This is a genomic window from Kitasatospora sp. CM 4170 (genome assembly GCF_032110285.1).
GTDB classification, from domain to species: Bacteria; Actinomycetota; Actinomycetes; order Streptomycetales; family Streptomycetaceae; genus Kitasatospora; species Kitasatospora aburaviensis.
This window is the reverse complement of sequence record NZ_CP134877.1, coordinates 5,388,276-5,404,327: the sequence shown is the minus strand read 5'-3', so window position 1 is coordinate 5,404,327 and position 16,052 is coordinate 5,388,276. Positions and strand designations below refer to the sequence as shown.

Below are 16,052 nucleotides of genomic sequence, written 5' to 3'. Positions count from 1 at the left end.
TGCGCGCGGCGGCCGGCTCAGTATCCGAACGCCCGGGCCGTGTTCGCCGCGATGGCCGCCGACAGCTCGTCCTCGTGCAGCCCGAGGGTCTCGGCCATCGAACGCACCGTGACCGGGATCAGGTAGGGCGCGTTCGGGCGGCCGCGGTACGGGTGCGGGGTGAGGAACGGCGCGTCGGTCTCGACCAGGACGCGGTCCAGCGGGGTGGCGGCGAGGGCGTCGCGCAGCGGCTGGTTGGCCCGGAAGGTGACCGGGCCGGCGAACGAGAGGTACCAGCCGTGCTCGGCGCAGACCTTGGCCATCTCGGCGTCGCCGGAGTAGCAGTGGAAGACGGTCCGCTCGGGGGCGCCCTCCTCCAGCAGGACGGCGATGACGTCCTCGTGGGCGTCCCGGTCGTGGATCACCAGGGCCTTGTCGTGCCGCTTGGCCATCTCGATGTGGCGGCGGAACGACTCCTTCTGGATCTCCACGCCCTCCGGGCCGGTCCGGAAGTAGTCCAGGCCGGTCTCGCCGACCGCGACCACCTGCGGCAGTGCGGCGAGCGCGTCGATCTCGGCGAGCGCCGCGTCGAGCGCGGCCTGCCCGCCGGCCGGGCGCTGCTGCCCGGACCATCCGTCGGGGTCGCCGAGGAAGATCCGCGGCGCCTCGTTGGGGTGCAGGGCGACGGCCGCGTGCACCTGCTCGAACCGGGCCGCCAGTTCGGCGGCCCAGCGGGAGCCGGGCACGTCGCAGCCGACCTGGACGACGGCGGTCACACCGACGGAGGCGGCGCGGGCCAGGCCCTCCTCCGGGGTGCCGGACTGCATGTCCAGGTGGGTGTGCGAGTCGGCCACCGCCACCGCCAGCGGCGCGGGCAGCGGCGGCGGCGTCGACCGGTCGTCGTCCGTCTTCTTCGGCATCAGGCGGCCGGCTTCTCTTCCAGGCGGGGGAACAGGATCTCGCCCTTGGTGACGGTGGCGCCGGCGGGCAGCCGGCCCCAGTCCGCCGCGGTGGCCACGGTCTGCGCGGACAGCGCGCCGAGCCCGGCCGCGTCGGCGCCCAGCGAGGCCCAGAGCTTCTCGGCGGTGGCCGGCATCACCGGGTTGAGCAGGACGGCGGTCGCCCGCAGCGCCTCGGCGGCGGTGTAGAGGATGGTGGCCAGGCGCGCCCGGCCCTCCTCCGAGTCGTCCTTGGCGACCTTCCACGGCTCCTGCTCGGTGAGGTAGCCGTTGACCTGCTTGACGAAGTCGAAGACCGCGGCGATGCCGCCGGCGAAGTCCAGCTCCTCGCCGATCTTCCGGTCGGCGGCCGCGACGGCGGCGGTCAGGCCGTCGGCGACCGCCTGCTCGGGCGCGCCCGCGGCGGTGGCGGCGGGCAGCACGCCGTCGAAGTACTTGCCGACCATGGCCGCGACCCGCGAGGCGAGGTTGCCGAAGTCGTTGGCCAGCTCGGAGGTGTACCGGGCGGAGAAGTCCTCCCAGGAGAACGAGCCGTCGGTGCCGAACGGGATCGCGCGCAGGAAGTAGTAGCGGTAGGCGTCCACGCCGAAGTGCGAGGTGAGGTCGGTCGGGGCGATGCCGGTCAGGTTGGACTTGGACATCTTCTCGCCGCCGACCATCAGCCAGCCGTTGGCCACGACCCGCTTGGGCAGCGGCAGCCCGGCGGCCATCAGCATCGCGGGCCAGATCACCGCGTGGAAGCGCAGGATGTCCTTGCCGACCAGGTGGACGGAGGCGGGCCAGAGCTCGGCGAAGCGCTCCGGGTCGGTGCCGTAGCCGGCCGCGGTGATGTAGTTCTGCAGGGCGTCCACCCACACGTACAGGACGTGCTTCTCGTCCCAGGGCAGCGGCACGCCCCAGTTGAAGGTGGAGCGGGAGATCGAGAGGTCCTTGAGGTCCTGCTCGACGAAGCGCAGCACCTCGTTGCGGGCCGAGGCGGGCTGGATGAAGTCGGGGTTGGCGGCGTAGAACTCCAGCAGCTTCGGGCCGTACGCGGAGAGGCGGAAGAAGTAGTTCTCCTCCTCCAGCCACTCGACCGGCCGCTTGTGCACCGCGCAGAGCTTCTCGCCCTCGGTGGCGCCGTCCAGCAGCTCGGCCGGGAGCTTGTACTCCTCGCAGCCGACGCAGTACGGGCCGGAGTAGCCGCCCTTGTAGATCTCGCCCTTGTCGTAGAGGTCCTGGACGAACTCCTGCACCCGGGCGGTGTGCCGCTCCTGGGTGGTGCGGATGAAGTCGTCGTTGGCGATCTCCAGGTGCTGCCAGAGCGGCTTCCACTCCTCCTCGACCAGCTTGTCGCACCACTCCTGCGGGCTGACGCCGTTGGCCTCGGCGGTGCGCAGGATCTTCTGGCCGTGCTCGTCGGTGCCGGTCAGGAACCAGACCTTCTCACCGCGCTGGCGGTGCCAGCGGGTCAGCACGTCGCCGGCCACCGTGGTGTAGGCGTGGCCCAGGTGCGGGCGATCGTTGACGTAGTAGATCGGGGTGGAAACGTAGTACGCCGGGGTGGTGCTCCCGGTGGTGCTGTGCTCTGCAGTGGCCGCCATGGTCGGCAAGCTTAATCGGGTGCGGGGGCCGCCCTCGACCGATCACCCGGGGTGGCGGCCCGGCACCGCCGGTCCGGCCGCCGCCCCGCCGCCGCGGGGGCGGCGGCGGGGCGGCGGGGCGGCGGTCAGCCGGTCAGCCGCGACCAGAACCGGGCCCAGCGTCCGCGCGGTCTGGCCGGCTCGGCCGTCGTCGTGGCCGGGGCGGGAGCGGCCCCGGCGGGCTCGGCGTACCCCGAGTACCCGGGGGCGTGGTGCCAGAGGTGGTCCGCCTCCGCGACCCGGCCCTCGCGCATGATCCGGACGGTGTGCCCGCCGCAGCCCGGGCAGGTCGGCTTGAGCAGCGGGGACGGCACCCGGACGCCGTTGGCGCGGTACTCGAACACGACGTGCCCGTCTCGGCCCACCTTGTGCTCGATGTCGTACGTCTGCTCCCAGCCGTACCCGCAGCTCAGGCAGGCGAAGGAGTACGCCTCCCGGACGGTCTCGACGGGAGTGTGCGGCCGGCCGGTCAGGCCGGGGTCGCTCAGCGCATTGCCACCGCGGGGGCTACCGATCGTCTCACTCATAGCCGTCTCCCAGCGCCCGCCGGGCCCTCGCCCGGCTGGGTCTTTCCCATCCAGGGAATGCCCGGAACGCCCCGGCCGATGCCCGTCTTGTGAAGACTTGGAAGCGGGTTGGGAATCCCTATACGAAAGGGTGGGTCCTGTCCCGAAATCGCGACCGAAACTTCAGCTCGACGGGTGTTTACCAGGGGCCTTCCCTCCAAGGTACGCGTCCGCACCGGGACCGGCACCCCCGGATTTCACGGCTTGGCGCCGGCCTCCCCGCGGTCCGCGTTCTTGGCCGCGACCACCGCGTCGAAGACCTCCCGCTTGGGCACCGACAGCTCGGCCGCGACGGCCGCGATGGCCTCCTTGCGCCGCTCGCCGGCCTCCTCCCGGACGGCCACCAGGCGGGCCAGCTCGGCCGGGGTCAGCTCCTGCGGGGCGGCCGGCGGGGCGCCGGCGACCACCACGGTGATCTCGCCCTTGACGCCCTCGGCCGCCCAGGCCGCCAGCTCGCCGAGCGGGCCGCGCCTGACCTCCTCGTAGGTCTTGGTCAGCTCGCGGCAGACGGCGGCGGGGCGGTCGGCGCCGAAGGCCCCGGCCATCGCGGCCAGCGCCTCGGCGATCCGGTGCGGAGCCTCGAAGAACACCATCGTGCGCGGCTCGGCGGCGATCGAGGCGAGCTGGCGCGCCCGGTCCCCGGTCTTGCGCGGCAGGAAGCCCTCGAAGGTGAAGCGGTCGACCGGCAGGCCGGACAGCGCCAGCGCGGTGAGCACGGCGGACGGCCCGGGCACCGCGGTGACCTTGACGTCGGCGGCCACCGCCGCGGCCACCAGCCGGTAGCCGGGGTCGGAGACGGAGGGCATCCCGGCGTCCGTCACCAGCAGCACCCGGGCGCCGCCGAGCAGCGCCTCGACCAGCTCGGGGGTGCGGCCCACCTCGTTGCCCTCGAAGTAGGAGACCACCCGCCCGGCCGGGGTGACCCCGAGCGCCTGGGTGAGCCGGCGCAGCCGCCGGGTGTCCTCGGCCGCGATCACGTCCGCGGTGGCCAGCTCGGTGAGCAGCCGGGGCGGGGCGTCCGAGACGTCGCCGATGGGGGTGCCTGCGAGAACGAGTACTCCTGTCACGCGCCCCATCCTCCCAGCATCGGCGGCCTGGCGGGTCCGGGTGCTTTTGGTGACGATTCGGGCAGCTTCGGAGGGAGCCGTCCTCCCTCCCGGACACGCCCCTACGATGTGGCGGATGAACGGCGACACGGCGGCGCAGACGCCCACGGGTACAGACCACCCCGCGCAGGGCGGCGTCGGCGTGCCGGTCCTGACGGACCAGCCGTCCCCCGCGGTCCCGGGCCCGCGCGCCGCCGGCGCCGACGGCCCGGCGCCGCGTCCGGCCTGGCTGCACCGCCTGGCCCGGTACGGCTACACCGCACCGCGCGCCGCCACGCTCGCCGAGCGGCTGGCGCCGCCGATGCCGGACGGCCCCCGGGTCACCCCGGCGCGGGTCGCCCCCTCCCCGCTGCTGCTGCGGCTCGGCGTGCCCGTGCCGCAGGGCCTCTGGTCCTGGCTCTGCCGCTGGGCTGGCTGGATCGGCCCGCTCGCGGTGGCGCTGTTCGCCGGGGCGCTCCGGTTCAGCGGCCTCGGGCAGCCGGACGCGATCATCTTCGACGAGACGTACTACGCCAAGGACGCCTACGCGCTCTGGCACGGCGGCTACGAGATCAGCTGGCCGGAGGGCGCCAACGAGCAGATCATGGCGGCCGACGGGGCGGTGCCCTACCGGCCGGAGGCCAGCTACGTGGTCCATCCGCCGGTCGGCAAGTGGATCATCGGCGCGGGCGAGCAGCTGTTCGGCATGAACCCCTTCGGCTGGCGCTTCGCGGTGGCGCTGCTCGGCACCCTCTCCGTCCTGATGGTGGCCCGGATCGCCCGCCGGCTCTTCCGTAGCACGCTGCTGGGCTGCGTGGCCGGGCTGCTGCTCGCGGTGGACGGCCTGCACTTCGTGCTGAGCCGCTCCGCGCTGCTGGACCTGGTGGTGATGTTCTGGATCCTCGCCGCCTTCGGCTTCCTGCTGCTGGACCGCGACCGCACCCGGGCGCGGATCGCCGAGCGGCTCGGCGGCGTCGCGGACGCCGCGGCGGCCCAGCGGCTCAACCTGGGCTGGCGCCCGTACCGGATCGCGGCCGGCGTCTGCGTCGGCCTGACCTGCGCGACCAAGTGGAGCGGCCTCTACGTGGCGGCCGCCTTCGGCCTCATGACGGTGCTCTGGGACGCCGGGGCCCGCCGCCTCGCCGGCGCCGGCCGCCCGTACCTGGGGACGCTGGTGCGGGACGCCGTACCGGCCTTCGTCTCGATCGTCGTGGTCTCCGCGGTCGTGTACGTCACCTCGTGGTGGGGCTGGTTCGCCAGCAGCAACCTGCCCGGCCGGGGCGGCTACGGCCGCGACTGGGCGGTCGGCCGGTCCACCGACTACCCGTGGATACCCGAGGGCCTGCGGGCCCTGTGGCACTACCACTCGACGGTTTACGACTTCCACACCCACCTGAGCGACCCGCACACCTACCAGTCGAACCCGTGGAGCTGGCTGGTGCTGGGCCGGCCGGTCTCCTTCTTCTACGAGTCCCCCAAGCAGGGCCAGGCGGGCTGCACCGCGAGCGAGTGCGCCCGCGAGGTGCTGGGCATCGGCACCCCGCTGCTCTGGTGGGCGGGCGTGGTGGCGCTGGCGTACTGCCTCTGGCGCTGGGCGGCCCGCCGGGACTGGCGGGCCGGCGCGGTGCTCTGCGGCCTGGCCGCCGGCTACCTGCCCTGGTTCGCCTACCAGCAGCGGACGATCTTCCTCTTCTACGCGGTGGCCTTCGTCCCGTTCGTGGTCCTCGCCGTGACGATGCTGGTCGGCGCCCTGATCGGGCCGGCCGGTGCCGGCCGGGACCGCCGGATCATCGGCTCCACCGCGGCCGGCCTGCTGGTCCTGCTGATCGTATGGAACTTCCTCTTCTTCTACCCCCTGTACACGGGGGAGACGATTCCGATGGAGGACTGGCGCCGGCGGATGTGGTTCGACAGCTGGATCTGACGGTCCCGAGCACGGGAACCTTGCGGACGCGGTGCTCGGCACGTACCAGATCCGTCACAAGTCCCGGCCGCGTCGCCGGCCCGCGGAGACCGGCTGCCTAGGCTGAGCACCGAACGCGTATCCGGCCACTCCGGTTGCGTCCAGTCGCCAGACCCTTGGGGGAGCAACACCATGCGCAAAGGCGCGAAGATCGGCATCATCACCGGCGTGTCCCTCGCCGTGCTCGCGGGCGGCGGGTACGGGGCGTACAGCCTCGTCGGCGGGTCGGACTCCGGCACGCCGGAGGCGAAGAAGCCCCGGACGGTGGTCGCCGAGCCCCCCACCGCCGAGCAGGCCGCGGCCGGCGCCAAGGACTTCCTGGAGGCCTGGGCCGCGGGCGACCTCGGCAAGGCGGCCGGGCTGACCGACGACCCGGCGGCCGCCACCGCCGCGCTGACCGCCTTCAAGGACCAGGTCAAGCCGAGCGGGCTGACCCTCGCGCCGTCCGGCCCGGCCGCGCCGGCCGCCTTCGCCTCCGCGACCGGGACGCCGTCGCCGACCGCCAAGCCGTCCGCCCCGGCCTCCGCGACGCCGTCCGCGGCCACCGGGTCCGCCTCGCCGTCCGCCTCGGCGGCGCCGGCCGGCGTGCTGATGGGCTTCAAGGCCCGGGCCGAGTTCGAGGGCACCAACCGGGTCTGGGACTACAACGGCTTCCTGAGCGTCGTGAAGATGAGCGACGACACCCCGGCCGTGCACTGGGCGCCCACGGTGATCCACCCCCACCTCGGCCCGGGCGAGGTGATCTCCACCCAGCCGGTCTTCGCCCCGCCCGGGAACGTGGTCGACCGCAACAACAAGCCGCTGCAGGGCGCCTCGATCACCCCGACGCTGCTCGCCACGCTGCAGGACAACGTCCGCAAGATCCAGGCGGCCGACCCCGGCAAGGACCAGAGCGACGCCGGCAGCGGTGTGGTGATCACCACCGCGGACGGCAAGGGCGCCACCGACAAGCTGTTCACCATCGTCGAGCCGAAGCCGGCCAAGCCGTTCAAGGTGACGATCGACAACACGCTGCAGGCCGCCGCCGAGAAGGCGATGGCCGACCTCGGCGGCAAGTCCGGCTCGATCGTCGCGATCGAGCCGAGCACCGGCCAGGTGCTGGCCTTCGCCAACGCGCCCGCCAACGGCCAGAACCGGGCCTTCCTCGGCCTGCTCGCCCCCGGCTCCACCATGAAGATCGTCACCTCGACGGCGCTGCTGGAGGCCGGCGTCAACCCGGACACCGTGGTGCCCTGCCCGCTGAAGAGCAGCAACCCGAAGGCGATCCCGAACTCGTTCCCGGACGCCTACCCGAACAACACGCTGCAGCAGGACTTCATGATCTCCTGCAACACCGCCTTCATCGACCAGGGCCTGGCCAGCCTCAAGCCGGGCGCGCTGACCTCCACCGCCAAGGACGTGTACGGCATCGGCCTGGAGTGGAAGACCGGCCTGCCGAACGCCGACGGCCGGGTGCCGGACGCCGGCGCCAACAAGGACGAGCAGGCCATGCAGTCGATCGGCCAGGGCAAGATCCAGATGAACCCGCTGGCCATCGCCTCGATCACCGCCACGGTGCAGAGCGGCGAGTTCAAGCAGCCGGTCCTGGTCGCCGACCTGCCGCAGCAGAAGGCCGCCCGCAGCCTCTCCCCGGACGCCGCCGGCAAGCTGCGCGCGATGATGGCGGCCACCGCCAAGGACGGCACCGCCAAGGCCGTGATGGCCGGGATCTCCGACAACGCGGGCGCCAAGACCGGCTCGGCGGAGGCCACCGGCATCGACACCACCAACAGCTGGTTCACCGCCTACCGCGGCAACCTGGCCCTCGCCGCCGAGGTCCAGGGCGGCGGCCACGGCGCCGACGCGGCCGGCCCGGCCGTCGCCGCCGTCATCAAGGCCGCCGGCAACCGCTGAGCCCGCTCCCGTCCTGCCCCGGTCACCTCCGGGGCAGGACGGGCTCCGGCCGGGCCAGCAGGCAGTTGGCCGGGACGGGCGGCCGCGCGCTCCACCGCCGGGCCGCCAGCCGGGGCCAGATCACCAGCACCGCCGGCAGCGCCAGGTAGCCGAACCGCCCGGCCGGCGCGAGCATGAACGCGATCGCCAGCCCGGCCGCCAGCAGGTCGGCGGCGGCGATCGCGGAGACCGGCGGCCGGGCCAGCAGCCAGATCGCCACCCCCAGGCCGCCGATCGTCATCAGCGCCAGCGACACCGAGTGCCCGGTCGGCCCGAAGCCGGCCAGCACCTTGCCCGGCAGCGGGCTGCCGGCCGGCGTCTGGATCGCGGTCAGGCCCAGCGGGAACCGCACCACCTGCTCGCGCAGCGCGTCGGCCCGGGCCAGCGCGGCGGGCACCATCACCACGAGGCTGGCCCCGAGGGCGGTGAGCCCGGCCCGGGCGGCGGGGCGCCGTCCGTAGAGCCGCCAGAGCAGCAGCACGGCCACCGGCAGCGCCGGCCAGGCCGTCCACTTCAGCGTGCAGGCCATCGCCAGGACGAGCCCGGCGCCGATCGTGCGGTCCCGCTCGGCGAGGGCCATGGCCAGGCAGCAGACCCCGATCAGCGGCAGGTCCACCCCGCCCACCACCAGCGCCAGCGCGATCAGGGGCGAGGCGGTGAGCACCGCCAGCGGCAGCAGCGGCGCGCGGTCGCGGGTCGGCCGCAGCAGCCGCCAGCTCGCCAGCAGGCAGACGACGAAGGCCAGCGCGAACCAGATCCGGGCGTCGCCCACCAGCTGGGCCACCGGGCCACCGCTGCCCACCAGGGCACGGGGCATCCCGAACAGGGACATGGCCGGCAGGTACGGGTTGTAGTCGGTGACGACCACCGGGTGCGGCAGGTACGGGCTGCCGGTGGTGAGCAGCAGGTGCGCCGAGCGTTCGACCACCATCACCTCGGACTGGTGGCGGCCCTCCAGGGCCAGCAGGGCCAGCGGTACCAGGACGGCCCCGATCAGGGCCGCCGCGGCCGCGGCGCGGGGCGCGATCCGGCGCGGCAGGGTCAGGCAGAGGAGCCCGGCCAGGGCGTAGGCGGGGGCGGCGATGGCGCCCCAGAGCCGCTGGTTGGGCAGGTCGGAGACGATCGGGAAGGCCGCCGCCCAGCCGGCGGCGATCAGGCAGCCGAGGAACTGGACGCGGCGCCGCGCGGCGAGCCGGGCGGGATTCAGCCGATCGGGCGTGGGCGGAAACGTGTTCTCGCCACGCTGACGGGGGAACGGTCGGGGTCCGAGGCCGCGGATCAGGCGTCCGGGTCGGGTCGTCGATCCGGCCGGTGCGGCCGGGGCCGGCGCTCTCGTACGGCCGGTGAAGCGGCCGCGCGGGCGGGAGAAGCCGGGCGTGCGGGTGCTCACCATGGTGGAAGGTTATGGGTGGGGGCGGTGCCCTGTCGCCATGTCGGCCCAGGGAGTGTCCGGCGTTACGCACGGGGCCGCCGGGGTGTGGTCACCACCGGCGGCCCCGTGAGCGGGTGCCCTGCGGGCGCCGGGCTCAGCCGGTCTTGCTGTCGGCCGGCTGCTCGACGGCCTCGACGGCGGCGAGCTCCTCGGCCTGCTCCAGCTTGGAGTGCTTGATGCTGTAGCCGAAGTAGACGGCCACCGCGACGACCAGCGCGACGGCGCCGGCCTCGAAGGTGTCCGCGTGCAGGCCGGTGATCAGGTAGATGCAGAAGCCGACGCTGACCAGCGGGACGACCGGGTAGCCGGGGACCTTGAAGCCGCGCGGCAGGTCGGGCTGGGTGCGGCGCAGCACGATCACGCCGATCGAGACCACCGAGAACGCGATCAGGGTGCCGAGGCTGGTGATGTCGGCCAGCTTCTCCAGCGGGATGAAGGCGGCCAGCGCGCCGACGCCGAGGCCGACCACGATGGTGTTCCAGACCGGGGTGCCGGTGCGCGGCGAGAGCTGGGCGAAGCGCTTGGGCAGCATGCCGTCGCGGCCCATCGAGTACAGGATGCGGGTCTGGCCGTAGATCACCACGAGGGTGATGGAGAAGATCGAGATGATCGCGCCGACCGCGAAGATCATCGCGGGCCAGCTCTGGCCGGTGATGTCCTGCAGGATCTGGGCGAGACCGGCCTCCTGGCCGTCGAACTTCTCCCAGGGCTGGGCGCCGATGCCGGCCAGGGCCACCAGGATGTAGAGCAGGGTGACCACGACCAGCGAGATGATGATCGCCAGCGGCAGGGTGCGGCGCGGGTTCTTGACCTCCTCACCGGCGGTGGACACGGCGTCCAGGCCGATGAACGAGAAGAAGATGCTGGAGGCCGCGACCTGGACGCCGCCGATGCCGAGCGGCATGAACGGGGTCAGGTTGCCGGAGTGGAATGCGGTCAGCGCGACGCCGACGAAGAGCACCAGGATGAGGATCTTCACGGCGACCATGGCCGCGTTGACCTTCACCGACTCGCTCACGCCGCGGATCAGCAGGAAGCAGACCATGGCGACCAGCAGCAGCGCCGGCAGGTTGAACCAGTGGCCGTCACCGGGCGCGCCGGCCAGCTTGTCCGGGATCTGCCAGCCGATGGCCAGGTCGAGGAACTTGTTCAGGTACTCGGCCCAGCTGACCGCGATCGCGGAGGCCGAGACGCCGTACTCCATGAGCAGGCAGATGCCGACCACGAAGGCGACGCCCTCGCCGAGGGTGGCGTAGGCGTACGAGTACGAGGAGCCGGAGACCGGGATGGCGGAGGCCATCTCGGCGTAGCAGAGCGCGGTGAGGCCCGCGGTGATCGCGGCGATCACGAAGGAGAGGATCACGGCCGGGCCGGCCGACGGCACCGCGCTGTTCAGCACGAAGAAGATGCCGGTGCCGATGGTGGCGCCGATGCCGATGGAGGACAGCTGCCAGAGGCCGATCGAGCGGCGCAGGTGGATGCCGGAGCGACCGCCCTCTTCGGGCGCACCGGCGGGCAGGGCGTCGGCGCCCTCGCTCTCGGCGATCAGGGCGGAGACGGGCTTGCGTCGCAGCAGACGCGCACCAACGGTGTTGCTGGCCAAAACGACGATCCTTCTAGGCGGGGAGGGTGTCCTAGCGGCCGGTCACTCGACGCGCCATGTGGTGTCATCGCGGACCAACCGAACAAAGATGGGACAGTACCGCGCGAATGCACCAGTGTCGCAAACGAACAGTACGATCGAGCGCATTGTACGAATTGTCAGATCCGCCTACACAAACCGGACACTTCGCCAACGGCAGATCCCTCCGGCAGCGGCTAAGCCCCAGGTCAGGGGTGCCGAAGTGGTTCAACCACTGAGCACGGCCTGCATCACCGCGCGGGCGACCGGCGCCGCCAGCCCGCCACCCGTCACATCGGTGGCGTTACTGTCCGCGATCACCACGGCGACCGCCACCGGCGGCACGGCGCCCGAGCCGGCCGGCTTGGCCCAGGAGATGAACCACGCGTACGGCGTCCCGCTGTTGTCCGCCCCGTGCTGGGCGGTGCCGGTCTTGCCGCCGACGACCGCGCCGGCGATCCGGGCGTTGCGGCCGGTACCGGTCTCCACCACGTCGACCATCAGCCGCTGCACCTGCCCGGCCACCGCCGGCGTCACCGCCCGCCGGTAGGCGGTCGGCTGCATCAGCTGGACGGTGGTCCCGTCGCTGCGGGTCAGCTTGTCCACAAGCTGTGGACGCATCACGGTGCCGTTGTCGGCGATCCCGGCCGCGACCATCGCCATCACCAGCGGGGTGGCGGCGGTGTCGTACTGCCCGATCGACGACAGGGCCAGCTGGGCCTGGTCCATCTCGGTGTCGAAGACCGAGCGGGCCGGCCGGACCGGCAGGTCCAGCCTGGCGTCGTTGAACCCGAAGTTCTCCGCCATGGCGACCATGCCCTCCAGCCCGACCTGCACCCCGAGGTAGCCCAGGACGCTGTTGCAGCTGTGCACCATCGCGGCGTCCAGCGACAGCCCCGGCCGGTCGCACGCCGGGGTGTCGTTGGGCAGCGGCGTCGTGGTGCCCGGCAGCACGTACGGGTACGGCGCAGCGGTCGGCGCGTCGACGTCGGTGACCACCCCGTGCTGCAGCGCGGCCGCGGCGGTGACCACCTTGAACGTCGAACCGGGCGGGTAGGTCTGCCGCAGCGCCCGGTTGAGCATCGGCTGGTCGGTGTCGGCCTGCAGCCGGTTCCAGGCCGCCTGGTCGGCGGAGACGGCACCGGAGAAGCTCCCCGGGTCGTAGGTGGGGGTGCTGGCCAGCGCCAGGATCCGGCCGGTGGCGGGCTCGATCGCGACGACCGCGCCCTTCTGGTCGCCCAGCGCGCGCATCGCGGCCTCCTGCGCGGCCCGGTCGATGGTGGTGTAGACGTCCCCGCCCGGGTTCTGCCGGCGGGCGACGGCGTCCCAGACGGCCCAGCTCGCCAGCCGGGTGTCGATGCCGGAGAGCAGCGCGTCCTCCGTCCCCTCCAGCTGGCTGTTGCCGTAGGCCTGCGAGGAGTACCCGGTGACGGCGGCGTAGAGCGGCCCCGCGGTGTACGTGCGCTTGTAGTCGTACCGGCCCCCGGTGGGCGCCGAGCCGGTGACGGTGTCGGCGCCCACCCGGATGTTCCCGCGCGGCTGGGAGTACCGCTCGATGACCGGCCGCTGGTTGGCCGGGTTGTGGTTCAGCTCCTTGGCCCGGAACACCTGCACCCGGGTGGCCTGCGCGCAGAGCGCCACGATCAGCAGCAGGCAGAAGGTGCCGGCCCGGCGGCCGGTGACGGAGATCCCGGGCAGGCCCTGCGGCCCGTTCCCGTTCCCGCTGCCGCCGGGTCGCGGCCGGGGCCGGGGCGGGGAGCCGCCGCCCCGGCCGTTCCGCGGGCGGCCCGCCGGGCCCCCCGTCGGGCCGCCCACCGGGCCGTCGCCGGTGTGGTCGCGGGCCATCAGCCCTCCTCCGGGGGCCGGCGGGCGAGGTCGCTCATCCGGACCAGCAGCGCGACGATGATCCAGTTGGTCACCACCGAGGAGCCCCCCTGGGCCACGAAGGGCAGCGTCATCCCGGTCAGCGGGATGAGGTCCAGCACCCCGCCGGCCACCACGAACACCTGGAGGCCGACGATGGCCGCCAGCCCGATCGCCAGCAGCCGCCCGAACGGGTCCCGCAGGGCGATGCCGGTCCGGAAGCCCCGGGAGACCAGCAGCGCGTACAGCAGGAACACCGCGAAGAGCCCCGCCAGGCCCAGCTCCTCGCCGACGGTGGCCAGGATGAAGTCCGACTTGGCGGCGAAGCCGATCAGGATCGAGTGCCCGTTGCCGAGCCCGGCGCCCAGCTCCCCGCCCCAGGCGAAGGCGAACAGCGACTGGGCGATCTGGTTGGCGCCCCGGCCGGCCGCGATCGAGCCGAGCGGGTCGAGCCAGTCGTCGACCCGGCTCTGCACGTGCGGCGAGAGCAGCCCGACCCCGGCGGCCGCCACCGCGGCCAGGAACAGGCCGATGGCGATCCAGCCGCTGCGCGCGGTGGCCACGTAGAGCATCACCACGAAGAGGCCGAAGAGCAGCAGCGAGGTGCCGAGGTCGGTCTCCAGCACCAGGACGCCGACGAAGGCCGCCCAGATCACCAGGACGGGCGCCAGCACCCGCCCGGGCGGCAGCCGGAACCGCCAGACGCGGCGGCCGGTGAGCGCCAGGGCGTCCCGGTGCACCGCCAGGTACGCCGCGAAGAAGACCGCCAGCAGGATCTTGGCGAACTCCCCCGGCTGGAACGAGAGCGGACCGACCGTGATCCAGATCCGCGAGCCGTACACCGGCGGGAAGAGGACCGGCAGGACCAGCAGCACCAGCGCCACCAGCGCGCCGAGGTAGGCGTAGCGCTGCAGCCGCCGGTGGTCGCGCACCAGCAGGACCACGGCGATGAACAGCCCGACCCCGAGGGCCGACCAGAGCAGCTGGGCGGGCGCCGCGTCACCGCGGGGGGCGGCCCGGTCCAGCCGGTAGATGACGACCAGCCCGATCCCGTTCAGCAGCACGCCGATCGGCAGCAGCAGCGGGTCCGCGTAGGGCGCCTTCCAGCGGACCACGGCGTGCGCCAGCAGGGCGAGCGCGCCCAGCGCGGCGCCGTACTCGCCCGCGTCGGCGGGCACCGTGCCGTCGATGTTGCCGCCGACCTCGGCGTAGCCGAGCACGGCGAGCAGCACGGCGGCCAGGACCAGCGCGAGTTCGGTGTTGCGCCGGGTGGGCACCGCCCGGCGCGGCCGGCCGGCGGTTCTCGTCACGGCGGAGGGTGTCGCCACGGACCGTCCTGGGTGTCCTGCTGCAGTGGTGTCACGGAGCTGAGCCGTACGGGTCCTCCCGTCGGTCGGACGGGCCGGCCGGTGCCGGACGCCGTGCGGGCGCCGATACCCCTTTTCGTCACCCTAACGAGCACTATCCATATATATGTGGTCTTCCATACGGTGTGTCCCGCATTGGCCGACGGACCGTCGGCGCCGCGCGGCGCCCCGCCCGCGCCCGGCCGGGTGCTCCGTCCACGGCCGACCGGCGTACGCCGCCCCGCCCGCGGCCCGACCACCCACCGGCGCCCGGGAGTTCACGCCGGAGCCCGGCCCTCCGCCCACCCGGCCCGGGCGGCCGGGGGGAACTGATGATCCCTCGGGCACGCCCTAGGATCGGCGCGTGATTACCGGACGACGACCAAAGGCCAGGCTCGGCAGCCTGCTGGCCGCCCTGGCGATAACCGGCGGTGCGCTGCTCAGCGGCCTGCCCGCCCATGCCGACGAACCATCAGCCGGAGCAGCCGCCGGCAAGGAAGCCCCCCGGGTCGACCTCGTGCTGGACGTCAGCGGCTCCATGCGGGCCACCGACATCCAGGGCAAGAGCCGCATCGCGGTGGCCCAGCAGTCGCTGAACGAGGTGATCGACGCCCTGCCCGCGGAGACCGAGTTCGGCATCCGCACCCTCGGCGCCAACTACCCGGGCGACGACAAGGCCCAGGGCTGCCAGGACACCAAGCAGCTCTTCCCGGTCGGGAAGACCAACAAGACCGAGGCCAAGACCGCCGTCGCCACCCTGCGACCGACCGGCTGGACCCCGATCGGCCTGGCCCTGCGCGGCGCCGCCCAGGACCTCGGCAAGGGCGAGACCACCCGCCGGGTGGTGCTGATCACCGACGGCGAGGACTCCTGCGCCCCGCCGGACCCGTGCGACGTGGCCCGCGAGCTCGCCGCCCAGGGCATCCACCTGGTGGTCGACACGCTCGGCCTCGCGCACGACGACAAGACCCGCCAGCAGCTGCTCTGCATCGCCAACGCCACCGGCGGCACCTACACCGACGTCCGGACCCAGGAGCAGCTCACCGACAAGGTGAAGCAGCTGGTCGACCGCTCCAACGACACCTACGCGGTGACCCCGGTCAAGACCGCCGGCACCGACAAGTGCGAGAGCGCGCCCGTCCTCACCCCCGGCGTCTACAGCGACCGCGAGAAGTTCTCCGAGCACCGCGTCTACCGCGTCCCGGTCAAGGCCGGGCAGGAGCTGCGCGCCTCGGTCAGCGTCGCGCTGGACCGGGCCGTGGCCCGCGACTACGGCGTCCTGCTCCAGGCCACCAGCGCCACCGGCCAGGAGCTGGTCCGCGGCACCGACGCCGGCAGCGGCCGGACCGACGTGATCTCCGCCGGCCTGCGCTGGTCCGCCGACGACTCCAAGGGCTACGCCACCGCCACGCCGTCCGCCTCCGCGAGCGGCAAGCCGGAGACCACCGTCTGCCTGGTCGTCAGCAACTCGCTGGCCGGCCAGCCCGGCGTCCAGGCCGACCCGGGACTGCCGCTGGAGCTGACCGTCGACCTCACCGCCGCCTCCCCCGCCCCGGACGGCCCGGCGATGGGTCTCGGCCACGGCTGGATCCTGCTGCTGGTACTGACCCTGGCCGGCCTGATCACCGGCCTGCTGTTCGGCTGGATCGCGCGCTGGCGGATCGCTGTCTGGCAGGAGAACTGA

The 16,052-nt window shown here is 73.3% G+C and carries 11 protein-coding genes; 3 read left to right on the top strand and 8 right to left on the bottom strand.

Translation table 11 applies throughout. The annotated features are described in order from the left end of the window. Positions 1-17: 17 nt before the first annotated feature. The 4 genes from RMN57_RS23150 to rsmI form a co-directional block, all read right to left on the bottom strand. Positions 18-899, bottom strand: coding sequence for a TatD family hydrolase (locus RMN57_RS23150; RefSeq protein WP_313765247.1), 882 nt, complete (start codon positions 897-899; stop codon positions 18-20). Further along, entirely contained in the window at positions 899-2,521 is a 1,623-nt protein-coding gene (gene metG, locus RMN57_RS23145; protein ID WP_313765246.1) for a methionine--tRNA ligase, read from the bottom strand. The genes RMN57_RS23150 and metG overlap by 1 nt, the downstream gene beginning before the upstream one ends. Before the next feature lie 125 nt (positions 2,522-2,646). Further along, positions 2,647-3,087, bottom strand: coding sequence for a hypothetical protein (locus RMN57_RS23140; protein ID WP_313765245.1), 441 nt, complete (start codon positions 3,085-3,087; stop codon positions 2,647-2,649). Positions 3,088-3,323: 236 nt separating this feature from the next. Next, the gene (gene rsmI / locus RMN57_RS23135) at positions 3,324-4,193 is read right to left on the bottom strand and encodes a 16S rRNA (cytidine(1402)-2'-O)-methyltransferase (RefSeq protein ID WP_313765244.1); all 870 of its coding nucleotides are present in this window, start codon (positions 4,191-4,193) and stop codon (positions 3,324-3,326) included. Between the two features lie 115 nt (positions 4,194-4,308). On the opposite strand from rsmI, the gene RMN57_RS23130 reads away from it, so the two are divergent. Both RMN57_RS23130 and RMN57_RS23125 read left to right on the top strand, forming a co-directional pair. Next, positions 4,309-6,135: a phospholipid carrier-dependent glycosyltransferase gene (locus RMN57_RS23130; protein ID WP_313765243.1), complete on the top strand. Its 1,827-nt coding sequence runs from the start codon at positions 4,309-4,311 to the stop codon at positions 6,133-6,135. A gap of 171 nt (positions 6,136-6,306) precedes the next feature. Continuing rightward, positions 6,307-8,067, top strand: coding sequence for a penicillin-binding transpeptidase domain-containing protein (locus RMN57_RS23125; protein ID WP_313765242.1), 1,761 nt, complete (start codon positions 6,307-6,309; stop codon positions 8,065-8,067). A 22-nt stretch (positions 8,068-8,089) separates the two neighbouring features. On the opposite strand, the gene RMN57_RS23120 is transcribed toward RMN57_RS23125, so the two are convergent. The 4 genes from RMN57_RS23120 to RMN57_RS23105 form a co-directional block, all read right to left on the bottom strand. Continuing rightward, positions 8,090-9,499 carry a hypothetical protein gene (locus RMN57_RS23120; protein WP_313765241.1) on the bottom strand — a complete coding sequence of 470 codons (1,410 nt, stop codon included), beginning with the start codon at positions 9,497-9,499 and terminating at the stop codon, positions 8,090-8,092. A 133-nt stretch (positions 9,500-9,632) separates the two neighbouring features. After that, the gene (locus RMN57_RS23115; RefSeq protein ID WP_313765240.1) at positions 9,633-11,141 is read right to left on the bottom strand and encodes an amino acid permease; all 1,509 of its coding nucleotides are present in this window, start codon (positions 11,139-11,141) and stop codon (positions 9,633-9,635) included. A gap of 246 nt (positions 11,142-11,387) precedes the next feature. Next, positions 11,388-13,004, bottom strand: a complete 1,617-nt coding sequence (locus RMN57_RS23110; protein WP_313765239.1) for a penicillin-binding transpeptidase domain-containing protein — start codon at positions 13,002-13,004, stop codon at positions 11,388-11,390. Then, positions 13,004-14,332, bottom strand: coding sequence for an FtsW/RodA/SpoVE family cell cycle protein (locus tag RMN57_RS23105; protein WP_313765238.1), 1,329 nt, complete (start codon positions 14,330-14,332; stop codon positions 13,004-13,006). Before RMN57_RS23105 ends, RMN57_RS23110 begins: the two co-directional genes overlap by 1 nt. Before the next feature lie 400 nt (positions 14,333-14,732). Between RMN57_RS23105 and RMN57_RS23100 the strand changes: the two genes are divergently transcribed. Then, positions 14,733-16,052 (top strand): VWA domain-containing protein, encoded by a 1,320-nt coding sequence (locus RMN57_RS23100; RefSeq protein ID WP_313765237.1) that lies wholly within the window; start codon positions 14,733-14,735, stop codon positions 16,050-16,052.

Coding starts and splice junctions, on each gene's coding strand:
- RMN57_RS23140 (WP_313765245.1), bottom strand. CDS start 3,087: ATGAGTGAGACGATCGGTAGCCCCCGCGGTGGCAATGCGCTGAGCGAC.
- RMN57_RS23110 (WP_313765239.1), bottom strand. CDS start 13,004: ATGGCCCGCGACCACACCGGCGACGGCCCGGTGGGCGGCCCGACGGGG.
- metG (WP_313765246.1), bottom strand. CDS start 2,521: ATGGCGGCCACTGCAGAGCACAGCACCACCGGGAGCACCACCCCGGCG.
- RMN57_RS23130 (WP_313765243.1), top strand. CDS start 4,309: ATGAACGGCGACACGGCGGCGCAGACGCCCACGGGTACAGACCACCCC.
- RMN57_RS23150 (WP_313765247.1), bottom strand. CDS start 899: ATGCCGAAGAAGACGGACGACGACCGGTCGACGCCGCCGCCGCTGCCC.
- RMN57_RS23120 (WP_313765241.1), bottom strand. CDS start 9,499: ATGGTGAGCACCCGCACGCCCGGCTTCTCCCGCCCGCGCGGCCGCTTC.
- RMN57_RS23125 (WP_313765242.1), top strand. CDS start 6,307: ATGCGCAAAGGCGCGAAGATCGGCATCATCACCGGCGTGTCCCTCGCC.